22 protein-coding genes are annotated in these 19,561 nt (G+C 56.2%); 9 read left to right on the forward strand and 13 right to left on the reverse strand.

Annotation, left to right across the window (positions count from 1 at the left end):
* Window positions 1–48: 48 nt before the first annotated feature.
* Entirely contained in the window at window positions 49–216 is a 168-nt protein-coding gene (locus tag RVY89_RS09320) for a hypothetical protein (protein ID WP_032666818.1), read from the reverse strand.
* A 245-nt stretch (window positions 217–461) separates the two neighbouring features.
* On the opposite strand from RVY89_RS09320, the gene RVY89_RS09325 reads away from it, so the two are divergent.
* From RVY89_RS09325 to RVY89_RS09340, 4 genes are read left to right on the forward strand one after another with little or no spacing between them, the layout of a single operon-like run.
* Window positions 462–1,292 (forward strand): ABC transporter substrate-binding protein, encoded by an 831-nt coding sequence (locus RVY89_RS09325; RefSeq protein WP_484827923.1) that lies wholly within the window; start codon window positions 462–464, stop codon window positions 1,290–1,292.
* Between the two features lie 2 nt (window positions 1,293–1,294).
* A complete protein-coding gene (locus RVY89_RS09330) occupies window positions 1,295–2,110 on the forward strand; it encodes an amino acid ABC transporter ATP-binding protein (protein WP_484827622.1) in 816 nt (271 codons plus the stop codon).
* Window positions 2,110–2,886 (forward strand): amino acid ABC transporter permease, encoded by a 777-nt coding sequence (locus RVY89_RS09335; RefSeq protein WP_484827623.1) that lies wholly within the window; start codon window positions 2,110–2,112, stop codon window positions 2,884–2,886. Before RVY89_RS09330 ends, RVY89_RS09335 begins: the two co-directional genes overlap by 1 nt.
* Window positions 2,870–3,556, forward strand: coding sequence for an amino acid ABC transporter permease (locus tag RVY89_RS09340; protein ID WP_484827624.1), 687 nt, complete (start codon window positions 2,870–2,872; stop codon window positions 3,554–3,556). Before RVY89_RS09335 ends, RVY89_RS09340 begins: the two co-directional genes overlap by 17 nt.
* Here RVY89_RS09340 and fumD read toward each other — a convergent pair.
* From fumD to RVY89_RS09360, 4 genes are all read right to left on the reverse strand, one after another.
* Window positions 3,537–3,746, reverse strand: a complete 210-nt coding sequence (gene fumD, locus RVY89_RS09345) for a fumarate hydratase FumD (protein WP_008500615.1) — start codon at window positions 3,744–3,746, stop codon at window positions 3,537–3,539. The genes RVY89_RS09340 and fumD overlap by 20 nt on opposite strands.
* 110 nt (window positions 3,747–3,856) lie before the next feature.
* On the reverse strand, window positions 3,857–4,669 hold the full coding sequence (locus tag RVY89_RS09350) for a MetQ/NlpA family ABC transporter substrate-binding protein (RefSeq protein WP_008500616.1): 813 nt from the start codon (window positions 4,667–4,669) through the stop codon (window positions 3,857–3,859).
* Window positions 4,670–4,692: 23 nt separating this feature from the next.
* On the reverse strand, window positions 4,693–5,361 hold the full coding sequence (locus RVY89_RS09355; protein WP_008500617.1) for a methionine ABC transporter permease: 669 nt from the start codon (window positions 5,359–5,361) through the stop codon (window positions 4,693–4,695).
* Window positions 5,354–6,376 carry a methionine ABC transporter ATP-binding protein gene (locus tag RVY89_RS09360; protein WP_484827625.1) on the reverse strand — a complete coding sequence of 341 codons (1,023 nt, stop codon included), beginning with the start codon at window positions 6,374–6,376 and terminating at the stop codon, window positions 5,354–5,356. The genes RVY89_RS09355 and RVY89_RS09360 overlap by 8 nt, the downstream gene beginning before the upstream one ends.
* A gap of 400 nt (window positions 6,377–6,776) precedes the next feature.
* Here RVY89_RS09360 and RVY89_RS09365 point away from each other — a divergent pair, with 400 nt between their 5' ends.
* The 5 genes from RVY89_RS09365 to lpp all read left to right on the forward strand — a co-directional run bounded on the left by RVY89_RS09365 (window position 6,777) and on the right by lpp (window position 11,649).
* A complete protein-coding gene (locus RVY89_RS09365) occupies window positions 6,777–8,147 on the forward strand; it encodes a pyridoxal-phosphate dependent enzyme (protein WP_484827626.1) in 1,371 nt (456 codons plus the stop codon).
* An 11-nt stretch (window positions 8,148–8,158) separates the two neighbouring features.
* Window positions 8,159–9,304 (forward strand): trans-sulfuration enzyme family protein, encoded by a 1,146-nt coding sequence (locus tag RVY89_RS09370; RefSeq protein ID WP_484827924.1) that lies wholly within the window; start codon window positions 8,159–8,161, stop codon window positions 9,302–9,304.
* Window positions 9,305–9,479: 175 nt separating this feature from the next.
* Window positions 9,480–9,674: a protein YnhH gene (ynhH, locus tag RVY89_RS09375; protein WP_484827627.1), complete on the forward strand. Its 195-nt coding sequence runs from the start codon at window positions 9,480–9,482 to the stop codon at window positions 9,672–9,674.
* Window positions 9,675–9,681: 7 nt separating this feature from the next.
* On the forward strand, window positions 9,682–11,103 hold the full coding sequence (gene pykF, locus RVY89_RS09380; RefSeq protein WP_029739779.1) for a pyruvate kinase PykF: 1,422 nt from the start codon (window positions 9,682–9,684) through the stop codon (window positions 11,101–11,103).
* A 309-nt stretch (window positions 11,104–11,412) separates the two neighbouring features.
* On the forward strand, window positions 11,413–11,649 hold the full coding sequence (lpp, locus tag RVY89_RS09385; protein WP_001082307.1) for a murein lipoprotein Lpp: 237 nt from the start codon (window positions 11,413–11,415) through the stop codon (window positions 11,647–11,649).
* Window positions 11,650–11,709: 60 nt separating this feature from the next.
* Here the strand turns inward: lpp and ldtE are convergent, their stop codons facing one another.
* The 8 genes from ldtE to RVY89_RS09425 form a co-directional block, all read right to left on the reverse strand.
* Window positions 11,710–12,723, reverse strand: a complete 1,014-nt coding sequence (gene ldtE / locus RVY89_RS09390; RefSeq protein ID WP_484827628.1) for a L,D-transpeptidase LdtE — start codon at window positions 12,721–12,723, stop codon at window positions 11,710–11,712.
* Between the two features lie 97 nt (window positions 12,724–12,820).
* The gene (gene sufE, locus RVY89_RS09395; protein ID WP_248098446.1) at window positions 12,821–13,237 is read right to left on the reverse strand and encodes a cysteine desulfuration protein SufE; all 417 of its coding nucleotides are present in this window, start codon (window positions 13,235–13,237) and stop codon (window positions 12,821–12,823) included.
* Between the two features lie 14 nt (window positions 13,238–13,251).
* Window positions 13,252–14,472, reverse strand: a complete 1,221-nt coding sequence (gene sufS, locus RVY89_RS09400; protein ID WP_484827629.1) for a cysteine desulfurase SufS — start codon at window positions 14,470–14,472, stop codon at window positions 13,252–13,254.
* On the reverse strand, window positions 14,469–15,740 hold the full coding sequence (sufD, locus tag RVY89_RS09405; protein ID WP_157189005.1) for a Fe-S cluster assembly protein SufD: 1,272 nt from the start codon (window positions 15,738–15,740) through the stop codon (window positions 14,469–14,471). Before sufD ends, sufS begins: the two co-directional genes overlap by 4 nt.
* The gene (sufC, locus tag RVY89_RS09410) at window positions 15,715–16,461 is read right to left on the reverse strand and encodes a Fe-S cluster assembly ATPase SufC (protein WP_024909391.1); all 747 of its coding nucleotides are present in this window, start codon (window positions 16,459–16,461) and stop codon (window positions 15,715–15,717) included. Before sufC ends, sufD begins: the two co-directional genes overlap by 26 nt.
* 9 nt (window positions 16,462–16,470) lie before the next feature.
* Window positions 16,471–17,961 carry a Fe-S cluster assembly protein SufB gene (gene sufB / locus RVY89_RS09415; protein WP_484827630.1) on the reverse strand — a complete coding sequence of 497 codons (1,491 nt, stop codon included), beginning with the start codon at window positions 17,959–17,961 and terminating at the stop codon, window positions 16,471–16,473.
* A gap of 8 nt (window positions 17,962–17,969) precedes the next feature.
* Complete coding sequence (gene sufA, locus RVY89_RS09420) at window positions 17,970–18,338, reverse strand: Fe-S cluster assembly scaffold SufA (protein ID WP_028017260.1); 369 nt, start codon at window positions 18,336–18,338, stop codon at window positions 17,970–17,972.
* A gap of 313 nt (window positions 18,339–18,651) precedes the next feature.
* On the reverse strand, window positions 18,652–19,380 hold the full coding sequence (locus RVY89_RS09425; RefSeq protein ID WP_484827631.1) for a MerR family transcriptional regulator: 729 nt from the start codon (window positions 19,378–19,380) through the stop codon (window positions 18,652–18,654).
* Window positions 19,381–19,561: the final 181 nt, after the last annotated feature.

Below are 19,561 nucleotides of genomic sequence, written 5' to 3' on the forward strand. Positions count from 1 at the left end.
AACGTCACGCACACTTCGTTCCAGTACGTTTCGCGCGTGCGGCGCAGTTCAGCGTGGCGTTTTATCATGGAACCACTCCGGGTCAATGTTGGCAACGTCTACACCATACAGGCTGGCGACGGGCAGTATCGATTCAAGAACACGTTGCGCGCTGTTCTCCGCATTCGCTGGCCGGGCCGCAAAAAACCGCCGTAACGTGCTGATCCACTTTTTCATCGTCTTACCCTCTCTCGCCGTGTCTGCCTTCAGTTAAGCACCCAAATCCCGTTCAGGGGAAATACCAAAATCCACTGTCGATGTGCAGGATCTGCAAATAGCACTGCGTTCTTTTCACTCTTCATTAACACCTTGTTCACTAATGCTTTTTTGCTCATAGCAAAGAACGATTTCTTATTTGGCGATAGCTTTCCCTTATGGGAGCGTAACGAGGTAAAACAAAAACAACGGGATGGCGAATGACTATGGCAGCAAACATGAAAGGGTTTACCAAACGGACACTGGTTCTTGGATTACTGGCGGCGGGGAGCCTGCTTTCAGCGCAGGCACAGGCCGATCAGCTGGCGGATATTAAGGCCGCAGGGGTGGTGAAAGTGGCCACGTTTGACGCCAACCCGCCGTTTGGCTCGATTGATGCAAAAACGCACGAGATCGTGGGTTATGACGTGGACTTCGCCAAAGCGCTGGCAAAATCGCTCGGCGTGAAGCTTGAACTGGTTGCCACCAATCCGGCTAACCGCATTCCGCTGCTGCAGTCCGGCAAAGCCGACCTGATCGTAGCGGATATCACCATCACCCCGGAACGCGCACAGGTCATTGATTTCTCAACACCTTACTTCGTCACCGGCCAGCAGTTCCTGGTTCCGGTGAAATCACCGGACAAGCTCGATGACTATAGCCGGGCGCGCATTGGCGCGGTCAAAGGAACGACGGGCGAGCAGGCGCTGCACCAGCGTTTCCCGCAGTCCCGCGTCCTCTCCTATGACGACATTCCCCTGGCGCTGACCGCACTGCGCAATGGCAACGTCCAGGCCATTACCCAGGACAGCACCATTCTGGCCGGCCTGCTGGCGCAGGCGCCGGACAAAGCGAACTTCAAAATCCTGCCCGATCTGCTCAGTAAAGAAGAGATTGGCGTGGGGGTGAAGAAAGGTGAAACGGCGCTGCTGAAGGCCGTTAACGACGAGCTGGTTAATCTTGAGAAGACCGGTCAGGCGGCAAAAATCTATGATGTCTGGTTTGGTCCTGGCACCCCTGCTCCACAGCCTCGCGGCTTTAAAATAGAAGCCAGGTAATTATGCTCTCAGGTTTATTTTCACACTCCGCGGCCGGTGCCGCGGATTTTTCACATCTGGAACAGGCCAGCGTCGAGTTTCGTCATGTGGACAAACGCTACGGTGACCATCAGGTTTTAAGCGACATTAACCTCACCATTACGCCCGGTGAAGTGGTTGCCATCCTCGGCCCGTCGGGTTCCGGTAAATCCACCCTGATTCGTCTTATCAACCAGCTTGAACCTCTGAGCGGCGGAGAGATTCTGGTCGACAATAAGCCTACCGGAAAGCTCTCCGGTAGCGGGCTGCGCCAGCTGCGAAGCCGCGTGGGGTTTGTGTTCCAGCAGTTCAATCTTTATGCCCATCTCACCGCCAGCCAGAACATCACCCTGGCCCTGGAGCACGTTCACGGCTGGAAGCCACGACCAGCCCAGGAGCGCGCGCTGGCCCTGCTGGAGAAGGTCGGGATGCTGGAAAAAGCCCACCATTTCCCGGCAGAGCTATCCGGCGGGCAGCAGCAGCGCGTGGCGATTGCCCGCGCCCTGGCCTCGTCGCCGCAAATCATTCTCTTTGACGAGCCGACGTCGGCGCTCGATCCCGAGATGATTGGTGAAGTCCTGTTCGTGATGAAAGCTCTCGCCCACAGCGGAATCACGATGATCGTGGTGACTCACGAGATGCAGTTTGCCCGGGAAATTGCCGACCGGATTGTCTTTATCGACGGCGGAAAAATTCTGGAAACCGCACCGCCGGCGCAATTTTTCAGCCGGCCAGCGCATCCGCGCGCGCAGCGTTTCCTGCAAAAGGTGCTCAACCCGCTGCATCAGGAGCATCTGTAATGCCCGCGCTCGACTGGCAGGGGGTGCTGACCGGACAGCCTCTGCAGTGGATACTCTCCGGATTCCTCACCACCCTGTGGGTGACGCTGGCGGGGATCGCGCTGGCCAGCCTGCTCGCACTGCTCTTTATGCTCCTGCGCCTGTCCGGTGGACGCGTCGGGAAAGCGATCGTCAGCGGCTGGGTATCGCTGTTTCGCAATACCCCGCTGCTGGTGCAGCTGCTGTTCTGGTATTTTGCCGCCTGGAACGGGCTGCCGCAGGCGTTTCGCGACGTAGTTAACGCCGATCACAGCTGGTCAATTCTGCCCGGCGACGTCTGGTGGTTTACGCCCGAGTTTTTATGTTCTGCCTGGGGGCTGGGCGTCTTTACCTCGGCGTTTTTAATCGAAGAGGTGGAAGCTGGATTGCGTTCCGTGCCAGCCGGGCAGCGGGAGGCGGCGCTCGCCCAGGGATTCTCCGCGTGGCGTTTGTTTCGCTACGTTCTTCTGCCGCAGGGCCTGGCTAACGCCTGGCAGCCGGTTGTGGGCCAGTACCTTAACCTGATGAAGCTCTCCTCGCTCGCCAGCGGGATTGGCTTCGCCGAGCTCACCTATCAGGTCAGGCAGATCGAAAGCTATAACGCGCACGCGCTGGAGGCATTTACCGTCGGTACCGCACTCTATCTGCTGACCGGCCTGATCATGGGGACGGCGCTGGTATGCCTTGGTCCACAGGCGAAACGTAAACGCCCAAACGTCGCCACCGCAGGGAGTGAAAAACATGATTGCCGGACTTAATGTCATCACCGATAACCTCGATTATCTGCTGTGGGGACGCGCGGCAACGGGTGAACCGGGAGGCGTTTTGCTTTCGTTAATGATGGCGGCTGGCGCAGCGGTCATCGCCCTGCCCGGCGGCGTTGCGCTCGCGTGCCTGTCCTGGCGCTTTACCGGGCTCGTGCGAAAAGCCCTCTTTTTGTGGGCAGAGCTGATTCGCGGTATCCCGCTTATCTTCGTGATTTTCTGGATGTGGTATCTTCTGCCGCTTATCACCGGAGGAGACATGCCGGGAGCGCTGACCGTCACGCTGGCCCTGGCCTGGTTCACGGCGGCAACCGTTATGCACTCGGTGCTGTCCGGGCTTAACGCGCTACCGTCCGGGCAGTACGAAGCCGCACTGTCACAGGGATTCAGCACGCAGCAAACCCTGTGGCGCGTGCTGCTGCCGCAGGCGCTGAGGAACACTCTGCCGTCGCTGGTGGGGATTTTTATCAGCCTGCTGAAGGATACGTCGCTGGCGTTTATCGTGAACGTCCCGGAGCTGACCACGGTGGCGGGACAGGTCAACAACCGGGTGCAAATCTACCCGGCGGCCATTTTTATCTTTACGGGCGTGGTCTACTACCTGCTCTGCTGCTCGCTCGAGCAGCTTGCGAAGCGCTGGCGTCTTACCCGGCCAGCGCTTTAACCACCGTTTCCATTGCCTCGGTTGTCAATTCACTGCGTTTCACGCGCTGGTTCGCCAGCGCGGTACGCAGTACCCCGGCAATGACAATATGCTTTGGCTCCTGCCCTAAATCACGCATCTCAAGCACGACCTTCCCGACCACCCGGCACATCTCCTGATACAGCGCTTCATCTTTGGTCACGTTACCCATCGTCATCACTCCATTGCCTGTTAAACGTTGAGCTTAAATGATTCTCCTGCCGGATACAAAAAAGAAGCCCGGCGAGAGACTCGCCGGGCTTCATCAGTAAAATCAGTAAATTAGTTGTTTACTGGAATGACCGCGCCTTTGTACTTGGTGCGGATCCAGTCCTGAATCTCTTTCGAGTGCAGTACGTTCACCAGCGCGACGATGTCTTTCTTCTTCTCGTCACCGCGATGCACGGTAATGATGTTAGCGTACGGGTTGTTTTCACCGCTCTCTACCGCAATCGGGTCGTGAACCGGATCCAGACCGGCGTCAATCGCGTAGTTGGCGTTAATCACCACCGCATCGCCTTCGTTGTTGTTGTACATCTGCGGCAGCAGAGACGCTTCGACGTTAGGCGTAAACTTCAGCTTTTTCGGGTTCTCGACGATGTCGCTGATGCGCGCGGTCACTTTATCGATGCCCGGCTTCAGCTTGATCACGCCCTCTTTTTCGAAGATAGAGAGAATACGGCCCTCTTCAGAAACCGCGTCACGCATGATGATCTTGCCACCTTCCGGCAGGTCTTTCAGCGACTTGTATTTTTTGGAATAGATGCCGATTGGCTCAATGTGGATCGCGCCCGCGCTGACAAAATCGTAGTCCTTATCGCCCGCATGATCTTTCAGCACGCTGTTCAGGTAAGGAATGTGCTGAAAATAGTTCGCGTCGATGTCATGACCCGCCAGCGCGGTGTTCGGCAGAATGTAGTCCTGGAACGGTTTAATCTCCAGGTCGATACCCTGCTTCGCCAGAATCGGCTTTGCCTGCTCCAGAATTTCGGCGTGCGGCGTGTTGGATGCGCCCACGGTCAGGGTGTCGGCCCAGGATGCGAAGCTCAGGGCGCTCAGGGTTGCAGCGGCGATCAGTGTCAGTGTCTTTTTCATGATGTGGTTCCTGTGTGTATTTATTAGCGTTTATCTAACAGTGAAGTAATGACATCGCCGCAGAACTGGATAATGAAAACGATGATCAGAATGGTCACCGTTGCCACCAGCGTGACGTCACCATGGTTGCGCTGGAATCCTTCCAGATAAGCCAGATTTCCCAAACCGCCGGCGCCAATCACCCCCGCCATTGCGCTGTAGCTCACCAGCGCAATCAGCGTCACCGTAATACCTGATACCAGTGCAGGTGATGATTCCGGCAGTAAAACCCGAAACACTAACGTGCTCAGTCGTGCGCCCATCGAGCGCGTTGCTTCTATGACGCCTTTATCCACTTCACGCAGGGCGATCTCCACCAGGCGTGCGTAGAACGGTGCGGCACCCACAATCAGGGCCGGCAGCGCCGCGTTGGCGCCAAGAATGGTGCCGACAACGGTCTTGGTGAACGGGATCAGCAGCACGATCAGAATGATGAACGGAATCGAGCGGAACACGTTCACCACAATCGAAATGACGCTATACACCGTGCGGTTGTGGAACAGCCCGCCGCGCGCGGTTAAAAACAGCGCCAGACCCAGCACGATGCCCAGTACAAAGGTCGCCACGCCGGACAGCGCGGTCATGTACAGCGTCTCCAGCGTCGCCGCCCAGAGCTGATCCCACTTGAGATGCGGAAAGAGATTCTCAGCCATGTTTAATCACCTCGCCTTCAATATCGCTGTGCTGCAGGTCGGCGAGGATATTGTTCAGTTGTTCATCAGATGCCACGACGTGTACCCAGAGTTGACCAAACACGCCGTGGGCGGTTTGCGTCATTTTTCCGTGCAGGATGTTAAACGGCAGGCCGTAGCGCAGCGTCAGTTCGCCCACGATCGGCTTATGCGTGCTGTGCCCGGTAAAGGTCAGCCTGATGACCGTACCTTCCAGATCGTTTGCCAGTTCGGTATTGAACGTTTCTTCTTCAGCGTACTGGCTCACCTGACGGACAAACTGCTGCGTAATCGGCTGCTGCGGATGGGTAAAGACGCTCAGCACGTCGCCCTCCTCCACAACTTTACCGTTCTCCATCACCGCCACGCGGTCGCAGATTTTGCGCACCACGTGCATCTCGTGGGTGATCAGCACGATGGTCAGCTTAAAGCGGCGGTTAATATCCAGCAGCAGATCGAGGATCTGATCGGTGGTCTGCGGGTCAAGCGCGGAGGTGGCTTCATCACAGAGCAGCACGTCCGGATTATTAGCCAGCGCGCGGGCGATGCCCACGCGCTGCTTTTGCCCACCGCTCAGCTGCGACGGGTAGGCATGCTCGCGGCCCTTCAGGCCGACCAAATCCACCAGCTCCGCGACGCGGGCGGTGATTTTTGCTTTAGGCACGCCGGCAATCTGCATGGAGAAAGCTATATTTTCGTTTACCGTGCGCGACCACAGCAGGTTGAAGTGCTGAAACACCATGCTGATTTTCAGGCGCGCCTGGCGCAGCGCTTCACCCTTCGCAGCAGAAATATCCTGCCCGTTAATGGTGACGCTTCCGGCGCTGGGTTTTTCCAGGCCGTTCAGCAGACGAATCAGCGTGCTTTTCCCGGCTCCGCTGTAGCCAATAATTCCGTAAATCTGTCCCTGCTCTATCGTCAAATTGACGTTATCAACGGCAGTCAGCGCGACCTTTCCGTTGTCAAAAACTTTCGAAATATTCCTGAGTACAATCATTCTTATTCATTATCCGTTTCGCGCATGGCTGTTTAGCAGTATGGATGTCCAAACGATAGTAAACAGGCGTTATCAGCTTTTAAATGAACAAAAAAGAATTTGTTATAACTTTCAGAAATAAACACCGGATTTAACGGGTGGGAAGCATTTAGACCAATTTCAGCAATGATTATCTGCCGGATGCATATCCGCTGGCGGACAGCCGCAAAAAACGTTCATTTTTGCAGCATTTTATCCCGATATAGCCATCCTCACATCCAGACAACTTTACGTCTTGCTGTCCTGACTTCCAAAAATGGCATTTATATTCTTTTCTGTTCTAAAGAGCAGTGAATGGTTCTTTATTGAGAAAATTTCACCGCCCTATCATCCCGTCATGACATCCAGAAAGGAAAAAATCATGACGATTTATCACTCCGTCACTGAACTGATTGGTCGTACCCCGCTTATCCAGCTGCATAAGCTTGATACCGGTCCCTGCTCGCTGTTCCTGAAGCTGGAGAACCAGAATCCGGGCGGGTCCATTAAGGATCGCGTTGCGCTGTCGATGATTAACGAAGCGGAGCGTACCGGCCAGCTGCAGCCAGGCGGCACGATTATTGAGGCCACGGCGGGCAATACCGGTCTCGGCCTGGCCCTGATCGCCGCTCAGAAAGGCTACTCGCTGATCCTGGTCGTGCCGGACAAAATGAGCCGCGAGAAAATTTTCCACCTGCGCGCGCTGGGTGCCCAGGTGGTGCTGACCCGCTCCGACGTCAACAAGGGCCATCCTGCCTATTACCAGGATTACGCCCAGCGCCTGGCGAACGAACTGCCCGGCGCGTTTTACATCGACCAGTTCAATAACGAAGCCAACCCGCTGGCGCACCGTATCACCACGGCACCGGAACTGTATGAGCAGCTTGACGGCAGGATCGACGCCATTGTAGTGGGCGTCGGCTCAGGCGGTACTCTGGGCGGCCTGCAGGCATGGTTCGCCGAGCACTCTCCGCATACGGAGTTTGTCCTGGCTGACCCGGCCGGATCGGTTCTGGCCGACCAGGTGGAAACCGGACGCTACCGCGACGCGGGCTCCTGGCTGGTTGAGGGAATTGGCGAAGACTTTATTCCTCCGCTGGCCCACATTGAAGGCGTAAATCGCGCCTGGCGCATCACCGACCGCGAAGCGTTCACCACCGCGCGCGAGCTGCTGAAAACGGAAGGCATTCTGGCGGGCTCCTCCAGCGGCACGCTGCTGGCGGCCGCGCTGAAGTATTGCCAGGCGCAAACTACGCCGAAGCGCGTGGTGACCTTCGCCTGCGACAGCGGCAACAAATATCTCTCGAAGATGTTCAACGACGACTGGATGCGGCAGCAGGGGCTCATCACCCGCCCTCAGGCCGGCGATCTCTCCGACTACATCGCCCTGCGCCACGATGAAGGCGCCACCGTCACCGCCGCCCCGGACGACACGCTTTCCACCGTCCTGGCGCGCATGCGCCTGTATGACATCTCCCAGCTGCCGGTGCTGGAGAACGGCAAGGTGGTAGGCATTATCGACGAGTGGGATCTCCTGCGGCATATCGGCGGCGACGGCGATCGCTTCGCGCTTCCGGTTATGGCAGCCATGACGCGTCAGGTGGAGTTCCTGGATAAACACGCCCCGGAAAGCGCCCTGAACGCCATCTTTGACCGCGGTCTGGTGGCCGTCATAAATGACAATGACCGTTTTCTCGGTCTGATTACGCGCAGCGACGTTCTGACCGCCTGGCGCAACCGTCTTCAGCAATAAAGGAATAGATGATGAAAAACCTGGCTACCCTGAGCGTCCACAGCGGCGAATTCAACGACCAGCACGGCGCCGTCATGCCGCCGATTTATGCCACCTCGACGTTTGCGCAACCCGCGCCCGGCGAGCATACCGGCTATGAGTATTCCCGCAGCGGCAACCCCACCCGCCACGCGCTGGAAACCGCCATCGCCGAACTGGAGGGCGGCACGCGCGGCTACGCCTTCGCCTCCGGTCTGGCGGCCATCTCCACGGTGCTCGAACTGCTGGATAAAGACAGCCATATTGTCGCTATTGATGACGTTTACGGCGGGACGTACCGCCTGATTGAAAACGTGCGCAAGCGCAGCACCGGCCTGCAGGTCAGCTGGGTTAAACCGGATGACTTAGCCGGGCTTGAGGCCGCTATTCGCCCGGATACCCGCATGGTGTGGGTCGAGACGCCGACCAACCCGCTGCTGAAGCTGGCCGATCTGGCAGCCATTGCGGCAATCGCCCGTCGTCATAACGTCATCAGCGTGGCGGATAACACCTTCGCGTCGCCGGCGATCCACCGTCCGCTGGAATCGGGCTTCGATATCGTGGTGCACTCCGCCACTAAATATCTGAACGGCCATTCTGACGTGGTGGCCGGACTGGCGATTGTCGGGGACAACAGGGAGCTGGCGGATAAGCTGGGCTATCTGCAAAACGCGGTGGGCGGCGTCCTGGATCCGTTCAGCAGCTTCCTGACGCTGCGCGGTATTCGCACGCTTGCGTTGAGGGTAGAAAAGCACAGCACCAACGCGCTGGCGATTGCGCAATGGCTCGATCAGCATCCTCTGGTCGAGAAGGTATTCTATCCCGGCCTGGAATCACATCCGCAATATCAGCTTGCCCGTACGCAGATGGCCCTGCCCGGCGGGATGATTTCCGTCGTGGTCAAAGGCGATGCGCAACGCGCCACCGAGGTGATTCGCAACCTGAAGCTGTTTACCCTCGCTGAGAGCCTCGGCGGCGTGGAAAGTCTGGTGAGTCAGCCTTACAGCATGACGCACGCCTCGATTCCGCTGGAGCAACGCCTGGCAAACGGCATTGTGCCGCAGCTGATCCGTCTGTCAGTCGGGATTGAAGATCCGAAAGACCTGATTGCCGACCTCAGTCAGGCGCTGCAAAAATAAGCAAAACGCGGCAGGTCAATCACCTGCCGCCACAAGTTGTCATCATGGCTTAACGCCTTGATAACAATATTATGTGAAACTGCATTGATTATTTCTGAAACACCGTTTCCATTTTCCTTTTATCTTAAAATCAGCGTATAATGCGCGCCAAATCCCTGGTGAATGGTTTCAGCGCTTGGAATACAAAAAACAACGTACAACTTCTCCTCTCCTTCGTTGGGCTGTCACTCAGGCACACTTTCTTCTGCACGCTCATTTGATGTCTCCTATCCTTAGTGCGTGTCATATACTCTTTTGCAACACAGGTTTGACTCCGCGGCGGTGCGCCCCCGGAGCGAGATATCCATATCCTTCCCAACTTAAAGACTAAGACTGTCATGAAAAAGACGAAAATTGTTTGTACTATCGGCCCGAAAACCGAATCTGAAGAGATGCTGACCAAAATGCTGGACGCCGGCATGAACGTGATGCGTCTGAACTTCTCCCACGGTGATTACGCAGAACACGGTCAGCGCATCCAGAATTTGCGCAACGTGATGAGCAAAACCGGCAAAAAAGCTGCCATCCTGCTGGACACCAAAGGTCCAGAAATCCGTACCATCAAACTGGAAGGCGGTAACGACGTCTCTCTGAAAGCGGGCCAGACCTTCACCTTCACCACCGACAAATCCGTCGTCGGCAACAGCGAAATCGTTGCAGTAACCTATGAAGGCTTCACCAACGATCTGTCCGTCGGTAACACCGTGCTGGTAGACGATGGTCTGATCGGTATGGAAGTCACCGCGATCGAAGGTAACAAGGTTATCTGTAAAGTGCTGAACAACGGCGACCTGGGCGAAAACAAAGGCGTTAACCTGCCGGGCGTCTCCATCGCGCTGCCAGCCCTGGCTGAAAAAGACAAACAGGACCTGATCTTCGGTTGCGAACAGGGCGTTGACTTTGTTGCTGCCTCCTTCATCCGTAAGCGTTCCGACGTGGTTGAAATCCGTGAGCACCTGAAAGCGCACGGCGGCGAGAAGATCCAGATCATCTCCAAAATCGAAAACCAGGAAGGCCTGAACAACTTCGACGAAATCCTCGAAGCGTCTGACGGCATCATGGTTGCACGTGGCGACCTGGGCGTTGAAATTCCGGTTGAAGAAGTGATCTTCGCGCAGAAGATGATGATCGAGAAATGCGTGCGCGCGCGTAAAGTGGTTATCACCGCAACGCAGATGCTGGACTCCATGATCAAAAACCCACGCCCAACCCGCGCTGAAGCAGGCGACGTGGCAAACGCCATCCTCGACGGTACTGATGCGGTTATGCTGTCCGGCGAATCCGCGAAAGGTAAATACCCGCTGGAAGCAGTGTCCATCATGGCCACCATCTGCGAACGTACCGACCGCGTGATGAAAAGCCGTCTGGACTACAACAACGATAGCCGCAAGCTGCGCATCACTGAAGCGGTGTGCCGCGGTGCAGTAGAAACCGCTGAGAAACTGGAAGCACCACTGATCGTGGTTGCCACCCAGGGCGGTAAATCTGCTCGTGCGGTGCGTAAATACTTCCCGGATGCGACTATCCTGGCGCTGACCACCAACGAAACCACTGCCCGTCAGCTGGTGCTGAGCAAAGGCGTGATCCCACACCTGGTGAAAGAGATCGCCTCTACGGATGATTTCTACCGTCTCGGTAAAGAAGTGGCTCTGGAGCTGGTTGATCGCGGTCTGGCACAGAAAGGTGACGTTGTGGTCATGGTTTCTGGCGCGCTGGTACCAAGCGGCACTACCAATACCGCATCTGTTCACGTGCTGTAATAATTCCCGAACCAATTAATTTGGATAAAAAGCGCCCTCCGGGCGCTTTTTTTATTCCAGGCATTAGCCAAAGTCATTCAAAATGCAAATCGGGTTTTTCTATTTAATTGCGAATTATCTAAGATGAATCCGATGATAAATGCCTTTTTTTCCTTAGATTTTTGCCCAAAAAGGGCTGATTCGATGCTTCTTTGAGCGAACGATCAAAAATAGGTGTATTCCCATCAAAAAAATATTCTCAACCCAAAAAACTTTGTGTAATACTTGTAACGCTACATGGAGATTAACTCAATCTAGAGGGTATTAATAATGAATCGTACTAAACTGGTACTGGGCGCGGTAATCCTGGGTTCTACTCTGCTGGCTGGTTGCTCCAGCAACGCTAAAATCGATCAGCTGTCTTCTGACGTTCAGACTCTGAACGCTAAAGTTGACCAGCTGAGCAACGACGTGAACGCAATGCGTTCCGACGTTCAGGCTGCTAAAGACGACGCAGCTCGCGCTAACCAGCGTCTGGACAACCAGGCTACTAAATACCGTAAGTAATAGTACCTGTTAATAAAATGGCGCACATTGTGCGCCATTTTTTTTGCCTGCCTCAAATCGCTACTGCGTCACCTTCTCCCCTTCATCTTCCGCGACCGCTGCGGACACCCGGCTGTTCTGCACCGACAACACGCTATTGCTGGCCGACGCGCCGCTGCCTGACGACACGATCACCGGGATGCCGGCGCGACGTGACAGGGCTTTCTCAATTAGCGCCTTATCGCTTCCCGCCTGAGAAACAAAGGTCGCAAAGTCGGCGGAATGGGTAATGGGCGAGACCTGTGGATTTTCCCCTTCTACCTGCGCCAGCGGACGGTGGACTTCAATATAGCGTTTACCGTCCGGCTCAACGGAGAACTTCACGGGTTCATTGATGATCTGTACCCGCGTGCCAACCCGCACCTGCTCGAACAGGGCTTTGATATCCGGGGCGTTCATCCGCATACAGCCGGAGCTGACCCGCAGGCCGACGCTGTCCGGCGCGCTGGTGCCGTGGATGAGATATTCCCCGTTGCCCACGCCTAAACGCAGTGCGAAGCGTCCCAGGGGGTTATTTGGCCCGGCAGGGACCACCGGAGGCAGTTTAATGCCCTGCTCCAGAGAGCGTGCTCTGATGCCCGGTGTCGGTGTCCAGGTGGGATTCGGGATTTTCTGGCTTACGCGCGTGGTCGTGACCGGTGTTTCCAGCCCCAGCTGTCCGATGCCGAGCGGGAAAACCTGAACAATGTTTTGCCCCGGCGGAAAGTAGTAGAGCCGAAGCTCAGCGAGATTCACCACAATTCCCTCGCGGGGCGTATCCGGCAGCAGCATTTGCGACGGAATGGTAATAACGGTTCCCGGCGCAGGGTTTACCGGCGCAATGGTATTGTTGGTTTCGAGGATCACCTGCGCCGCCGTATTAAACCGACGGGCAATGGTCTGCAGCTTATTATCCCCTTCCTGTATCGTGTAGGTTTGATTTTGCCCAATCAGACGACTGCCTGCGGGCGGCAAGGGATAGTCCATCGCGCGGGCCGAATTAAGGGCACCGAGCGAACTGAGAAGTAATAGAGTAATGAGAGACGCGCGCTTCATGCTGAGATTCCTTATTCACTGACAGAACGCCAGAAAGCTGAAAAACCAGCGAGGCGGGAACCACCTCGCGAAACAGAATGAATGCTGTTCTGTAAGTCTAGCTAAGGATTGCAGCTTTGGCGCGGATGGCGCGAATCATCGCTTCCAGTCCCTGAGAACGGGACGGGGTGAGGTGTTGGGTTAAGGCCATTTTTTCAAACCACGGGCGGACATCGAACGCAACAATATCCTGCGCCGACATCTGCTGGTAAAGGCTAAAGACGACCGCAATAAGCCCTTTTACAATGGCGGCATCGCTGTCGCCGCGCAATTCGATCGTGCCGTCATCAGACTGCGCCATCACAATCCACACCTGGCTCTGGCAGCCCTGAATAATATTTTCCGGGTTATGCGCCTCTTCACCGAGCGGCGGCAGACGCTGCCCCAGCTCGATGATATAAAGGTACTTCTCCTCCCAGTTTGCGCAACGCGAAAAGTTGCGCAGTAATTTATCTTTGTCCGGCAGCTCTGCCATCTTTCGCTTCTCCGTTAGCCCAGCAGCTGGTGAATGCGCTTAAGCCCCGCCACCAGCCTGTCGACCTCTTCCGTCGTGTTGTACATCACCAGCGATGCGCGGCACATTGCCGGTACCTGGTAAAACGCCATCAGCGGCATGGCGCAGTGGTGCCCGGTGCGGACAGCCACGCCGTAGTTATCGAGGAAACTGCCCACGTCATAGGCGTGGTGTTTCCCGAGGTTAAACGCAATCACCCCTTGCCGATCGGCAGGCCCGTAGAGGGTCAAATCCGGCACGCTGGCAAGTTCCGCTAGCGCGTAGTTCATCAGCAGCTGTTCGTACTCCTGAATGGTTTCGAGGCCGATCGCGGAAACGTAGGAAACCGCCGCCCCCAGCCCGATAATCCCACCGGTATTGGGCGTGCCCGCCTCAAAACGCCACGGCGCGCGCGCATAGGTGGTGCCTTCCGTCAGGCTGACGGTGGCGATCATCGACCCGCCCCCTTCCCACGGCGGCATCGCCTGCAGGATATCTTCTTTCACATACAGCACGCCAATCCCGGTCGGCCCGTAGAGCTTGTGGCCTGAAAAGACGTAGAAATCGCAGTCCAGCGCCTGGACGTCAACCGCGTGATGCATCACCGCCTGGGCACCGTCAATCAGCACCTTCGCACCCGCCTGGTGGGCCTTTTCGACGATATCTGCCACCGGGTTTTCCGTCCCCAGCACGTTGGAGACCTGGGTAACCGCCACCAGCCGCGTTTTATCGTCAAGCAATGCGTCTAGCTGCTCGAGCTGCAGCGTCCCGTCGGCATTCAACGGGATTACCCGCAGCTGCGCACCCACGCGCTCGCAGAGCATCTGCCACGGCACGATATTGGCGTGGTGCTCCATCTGAGTGATGATGATGTTATCCCCCGCGTGGACCTGAGCGTTGCCCCAGCTGTTAGCGACAAGGTTAATCCCTTCAGTGGTCCCGCGAACAAAGACCAGTTCTTCCGGCGAGCGGGCGTTAAGGAAGGCGGCAATCTGCGTGCGCACGTTTTCCATGCGCTGGGTCGCCTCGGCGCTCAGGGTATGAATACCGCGATGCACGGCGGCATAGCCGTGGCGATAAAACTCGGCTTCTGCATCCACCACCTGATTCGGCTTCTGCGCGCTGGCCGCGCTGTCCAGATAGGCCAGCGGCAGACCGTTTACTTCACGGGTCAGAACCGGGAAATCTGCCCGTACTTTCTCGACGGGAAAACTCATGCTTCGCCTCCAGGCAGGCGCTGACCGATCCGATCCAGCACCTGCAGTTTTAACTGACCATCGTGCAGCGCTTCCGTCAGTTCGGCGGCAAACGCGTAGATAATCATTTTCTGCGCCGCCTGCTGGTCGATGCCGCGCGAGCGCAGGTAGAACATCTGCTCGTCGTCGATTCGCCCGACCGTCGCACCGTGGCTGCATTTCACGTCATCGGCGTAGATCTCCAGCTGTGGTTTAGTGTCCACTTCCGCAAGGCGGCCTAACAGCAGATTATTGTTGGTCATCTGCCCGTCGGTTTTAATGGCGTGCTGCGCCACGTTAATCAGTCCGTTAAACACCGCGCGGCCTTTATCACTGACGATGGTTTTGTGCAGCTGGCGGCTGTTGCAGTAGCCTTTGTTGTGCTCCAGCCAGGTGCGCGTGTCGCACACTTCCGATTTAACCGGCATCGCCAGGCTGTTGATGCGCAGCGTGGTGTTTTCACCGTTAAGCTGCGTGCTGGTGTTGTGGCGCAGCACCGCCCCGCCGAGCAGGAAGCTGTGGCTGTACGCTGCGGCATCCTGACCCAGGACAATGTCGTTATGGGCAAAGTGGTGGCTCTGCGCATTCTCAAACGCCAGCTTGACATGATGAAGCTGCGCATTCGCGGCAACATTCATCGTCAGACGCGACCCGGTAAAGTGACGCGTCTCATTGAGGCTTACGTAATGTTCGATGACCGTGGCCTCCGCCCCCTCCGCCAGCTCCAGATGGTGGCGATAGTGCGCGGTATTGATTTCATCGCCGTTCAGCCCCTGAGTGATGTGCATCAGCAGCAGCGGTTTTGCCGGACGCTGGTTACGCTTCACGCGGATGTGCGTCACGCTGCGAGCCAGACTCTCGGTCAGGTGCAGGAAGACCTCAGGCTGAACCGGGGCGCTCAGGCGCTGGCGATCGTCGTTTATCTCAATCTCAAAGCCGCTCTCCTGAACCGTGTCGCTCAGTTCCGGACGGAACTGACCGTCGACGAACACCAGGCGCAGGGCATCGACACGCAAGGCCAGCGCGTCGCGCTGTGCCGGGGTGAGATCCGCCTGGCGGGTCACAAACTCGGCGTTCAGCAGGCCATCAAGCGGGGTGTATTTCCAGTTCTCATGCTTACGCGTCGGCAACCCGAGACGCAGCATTTGCTGAAGATGCTGCTGCGCCTGCTCGGAGCGCGTGCCCCCCTGGACCTCAAACAGCCGGTGCCACTGCTGGAGCGCATTACTGCTGTTCGGTAAGCCAGCCATAACCCTGCTCCTCCAGTTGTTTAACCAGCGTAAAATCACCGGATTTCACAATTCGCCCCTGGTAAAGCACGTGGACGTAATCCGGCTTGATGTAGTCCAGAATGCGCTGGTAGTGGGTGACGATAATAAACGAGCGCTTGCCGTCGCGCAGAGAGTTCACTCCGTCAGCGACAATCTTCAGGGCGTCGATGTCCAGACCGGAGTCGGTCTCATCCAGAATGCACAGCTCGGGCTCCAGCACCGCCATCTGCAGAATGTCGTTACGCTTTTTCTCACCGCCGGAAAAACCAACGTTCACCGAGCGGGTCAGCAAATCTTCCGGCATTTTCAGCAGCCTGATCTTCTCTTCCATCAGATCCTGGAAGTCGAAGCGGTCCAGCGCCTCCAGCCCGCGATACTTACGCACCGCGTTCAGCGCCGTCTGCAGGAAAAACTGGTTGCTGACGCCGGGAATTTCGACCGGGTACTGGAAGGCCATAAAAATGCCCTCTCCCGCACGGTCTTCCGGCGACATCTCCAGCAGATCTTTGCCGTTAAACTCGACCGAGCCGTGGGTCACCTCATAATCCTCGCGTCCGGCCAGCGTCGCAGAAAGCGTACTTTTCCCGGAACCGTTCGGCCCCATGATGGCGTGGACTTCGCCCGGCTTGACGTCAAAATTGAGGCCACGCAGGATGGCTTTATCTTCTACGCTGACCTGTAAATCTTTAATGCTTAACATGTGCTTTCCTTAACCGACGCTGTGTTCAAGACTAATGGCGAGGAGTTTCTGGGCTTCAACGGCAAATTCCAGCGGCAGTTCAGAGAACACGTCCTTACAGAAGCCGTTAACAATCATCGAGATGGCGTCTTCTTCGCTGATCCCGCGCTGCAGGCAGTAAAAGAGCTGATCTTCCCCAATTCGTGACGTGGTCGCCTCGTGCTCCAGCTTGGCCGTGTTATTACGGCATTCGACGTACGGGAAGGTATGTGCGCCGCAGTCTGCGCCAATCAGCATCGAGTCACACTGGGTAAAGTTTCGCGCATTGGTGGCCGTCGGCATGATTTTCACCAGCCCGCGATAGCTATTCTGGCTGTGTCCAGCGGAGATACCTTTCGAGATAATGGTCGATTTGGTGTTTTTACCAATGTGGATCATCTTGGTGCCGGTATCCGCCTGCTGATGGCCGCTGGTGAGCGCCACCGAGTAAAACTCGCCGATGGAGTTATCCCCTCGCAGGATGCAGCTCGGGTATTTCCAGGTGATGGCCGAGCCGGTTTCGGACTGAGTCCACGACATCTTGCTGTTTTCCCCTTCGCACAGCGCACGCTTGGTCACGAAGTTGAGAATACCGCCGGTATTGCCGTCGCCGGGGAACCAGTTTTGCACCGTCGAGTATTTCACCTCGGCGTCTTTATGGATGATGACCTCCACCACCGCCGCGTGCAGCTGATAGCTGTCGCGGACCGGGGCGGAGCATCCTTCGATATAGCTGACGTAGCTCCCCTCATCGGCCACCAGAATGGTACGTTCGAACTGGCCGGTTTTTTCGGCATTAATACGGAAATAGGTGGAAAGCTCCATTGGACAGCGCACGCCTTTCGGCACGTAAATAAAGGTACCGTCCGAGGCCACCGCTGCGTTAAGTGCCGCAAAGAAGTTATCGTTTGAAGGCACTACGGTCCCGATGTACTTTTTCACCAGTTCCGGATGATCGTGAATCGCTTCGCCGAAGGAGCAGAAAATGATCCCCTGCTCTGCCAGCTTCTCGCGGTAGGTGGTCGCCACCGAGACCGAGTCAAAGATAGCGTCCACCGCCACCTCTTTTCCTTCGCGCACCGGTACGCCCAGCTGGTTAAAGGCTTCTTCCACCTCTTTGCTGAGGAAGCTATTCTCAGCGCCGGTTTGCTGCACCGCGCCGGGCTGCGAGGCACAGGTGTCGTCACAGCTGCCGCAGGACGGCGCGGAGTAGTAGCTGTAATCCTGGTAGTTCAGCTTGTCATAATGCGCTTTCAGCCAGTGCGGCTCTTCCATCTCCAGCCAGGCGCGGAAGGCGCTCAGGCGAAACTCCAGCATCCACTCTGGCTCATTGCGTTTCGCCGAGATCGCCCGCACGACATCTTCGTTGATGCCTTTCGCCAGCTCATCGGTCTGCAGCTGGGTGAAGAACCCCTCTTTATAGTTGAGGTGCCCGCCGCTCCAGGTATTTACTTCACTCGTTGCTTCAGTATTACGAGACATAGTTCCGCCTATACCCCAAAGCTTTCGCCGCAGCCGCATTCGTTCTGGGCTTTCGGGTTATGAAATTTGAATAACTGATTTAAGCCTTCGCGGACGTAGTCCACTTCGGTGCCGTCGATAAAGGGCATGGCCTGCAACGCGACGTACAGTTTCGCGCCGTCGGTCTCGAACACCAGGTCATCTTTTTCGGGCTCGGTGACGGTATCGAGAACGTAACCGAAACCTGCGCAGCCGGTTTGTTTGACACCCAAACGCACGCCGAGGATCTCGGGCTTTTTCGCTACCAGCTCGTGAATATGTGCCGCAGCCGCTGGCGTGAGCGTTAACCCGCGCCAGGTGAAATCGGCAGGATTAAAGGTTTCTGAATGCAGTTCCATAGGTCCACCTCATCTGATAAGCCATCAGGGCATAACACCATGTTAGTGATAACGATTATCACTTCAACCCTCTGTCAGCAGGGGCATTCGGCTTAACCGCCCTTTTTGCCTACTTTTATTAAGCATAGACCCTGTGAGAGGATGCAGTCAGGATGGATTTAATTGTTCAATGCATTGATTAATAATGCATTTCGTCGTGGCGTTTGTGACGGAGAAGCGAAAAGTAAAATATGCATCGGAAATGCCTATTTTTGAGATAGCTTTTGCGCAGAAAGTGATAAAAACAAAAAAAGGCCCTCAAGGCCTCTTACACTCAGTGATGGAATGAGACAGCAAAACCCTGCTCACGCCAGTGGTCGAGCTGTTCCTGCTGGCGAGGCGTGGGGGATTTCCCCGTCCAGACGAAGATTTTTTGCCCCGGGAAAAGTTCAGGACGCGGCGAATCAATCGGTTCTGCCAGGACGTCAATGTGCCAGCCCTTCTGCGACAGGCGCGCGGCTTCCAGCCAGAGGTGGGTGCGGTCATCGCATTCCCAGCCAATCAGGAGCGCGTCTTTACCGGCTTTTTTGCGGGACTCCGCCAGGCTTGCAATCGCGAATTCGATCAGGACACCGTCAAACAGGCTCGCCATGTGACGCACGGTGTTTTGATCCTGATTCATGCGCTGACGGACGGGAGAAATAATATTGTCAATCAGGGCATCTATCGGGTGATCGCGGCGGAATTCGCCCATTTTGGCGCGCAGCTTTGCCGGGCTGGCGTAGCGCAGAACGGTCATCATCTCTTCCTGGAACGAGACCCAGTTGCCCTGAGTCAGAACTTCCTTGTTTTCCAGCAAGGCTTTGACTTTTCCGACCGAGACGCCGCTTTTCATCAGGCGCTTGATCTCTTCTATGCGGAGGATATCTTCATCGTCAAACTGACGATGCCCCCCTTCGCTTCGCTGCGGCTTCAACAATCCATAACGGCGCTGCCAGGCACGCAGCGTAACGGGGTTGATACCGCATCGTTCGGCCACTTCGCCGATACTGTAATAGGCCATTAACTCCCTCACGCTCAGAACTTCCATACCTAACTGCACCAACCTTATCAGATTGTACACACCATTTGTATAACTAAGACCGCATTTTGCTCAGGTGAATGGGATGCTTCTCCCTTCACCTGTTAATACATTGTTGTATAAAATTTGCCGTTCGTACAGTTAACTCTGTCCGATTGTGTAC

This window comes from Enterobacter sp. 3U4 (assembly GCF_057224565.1).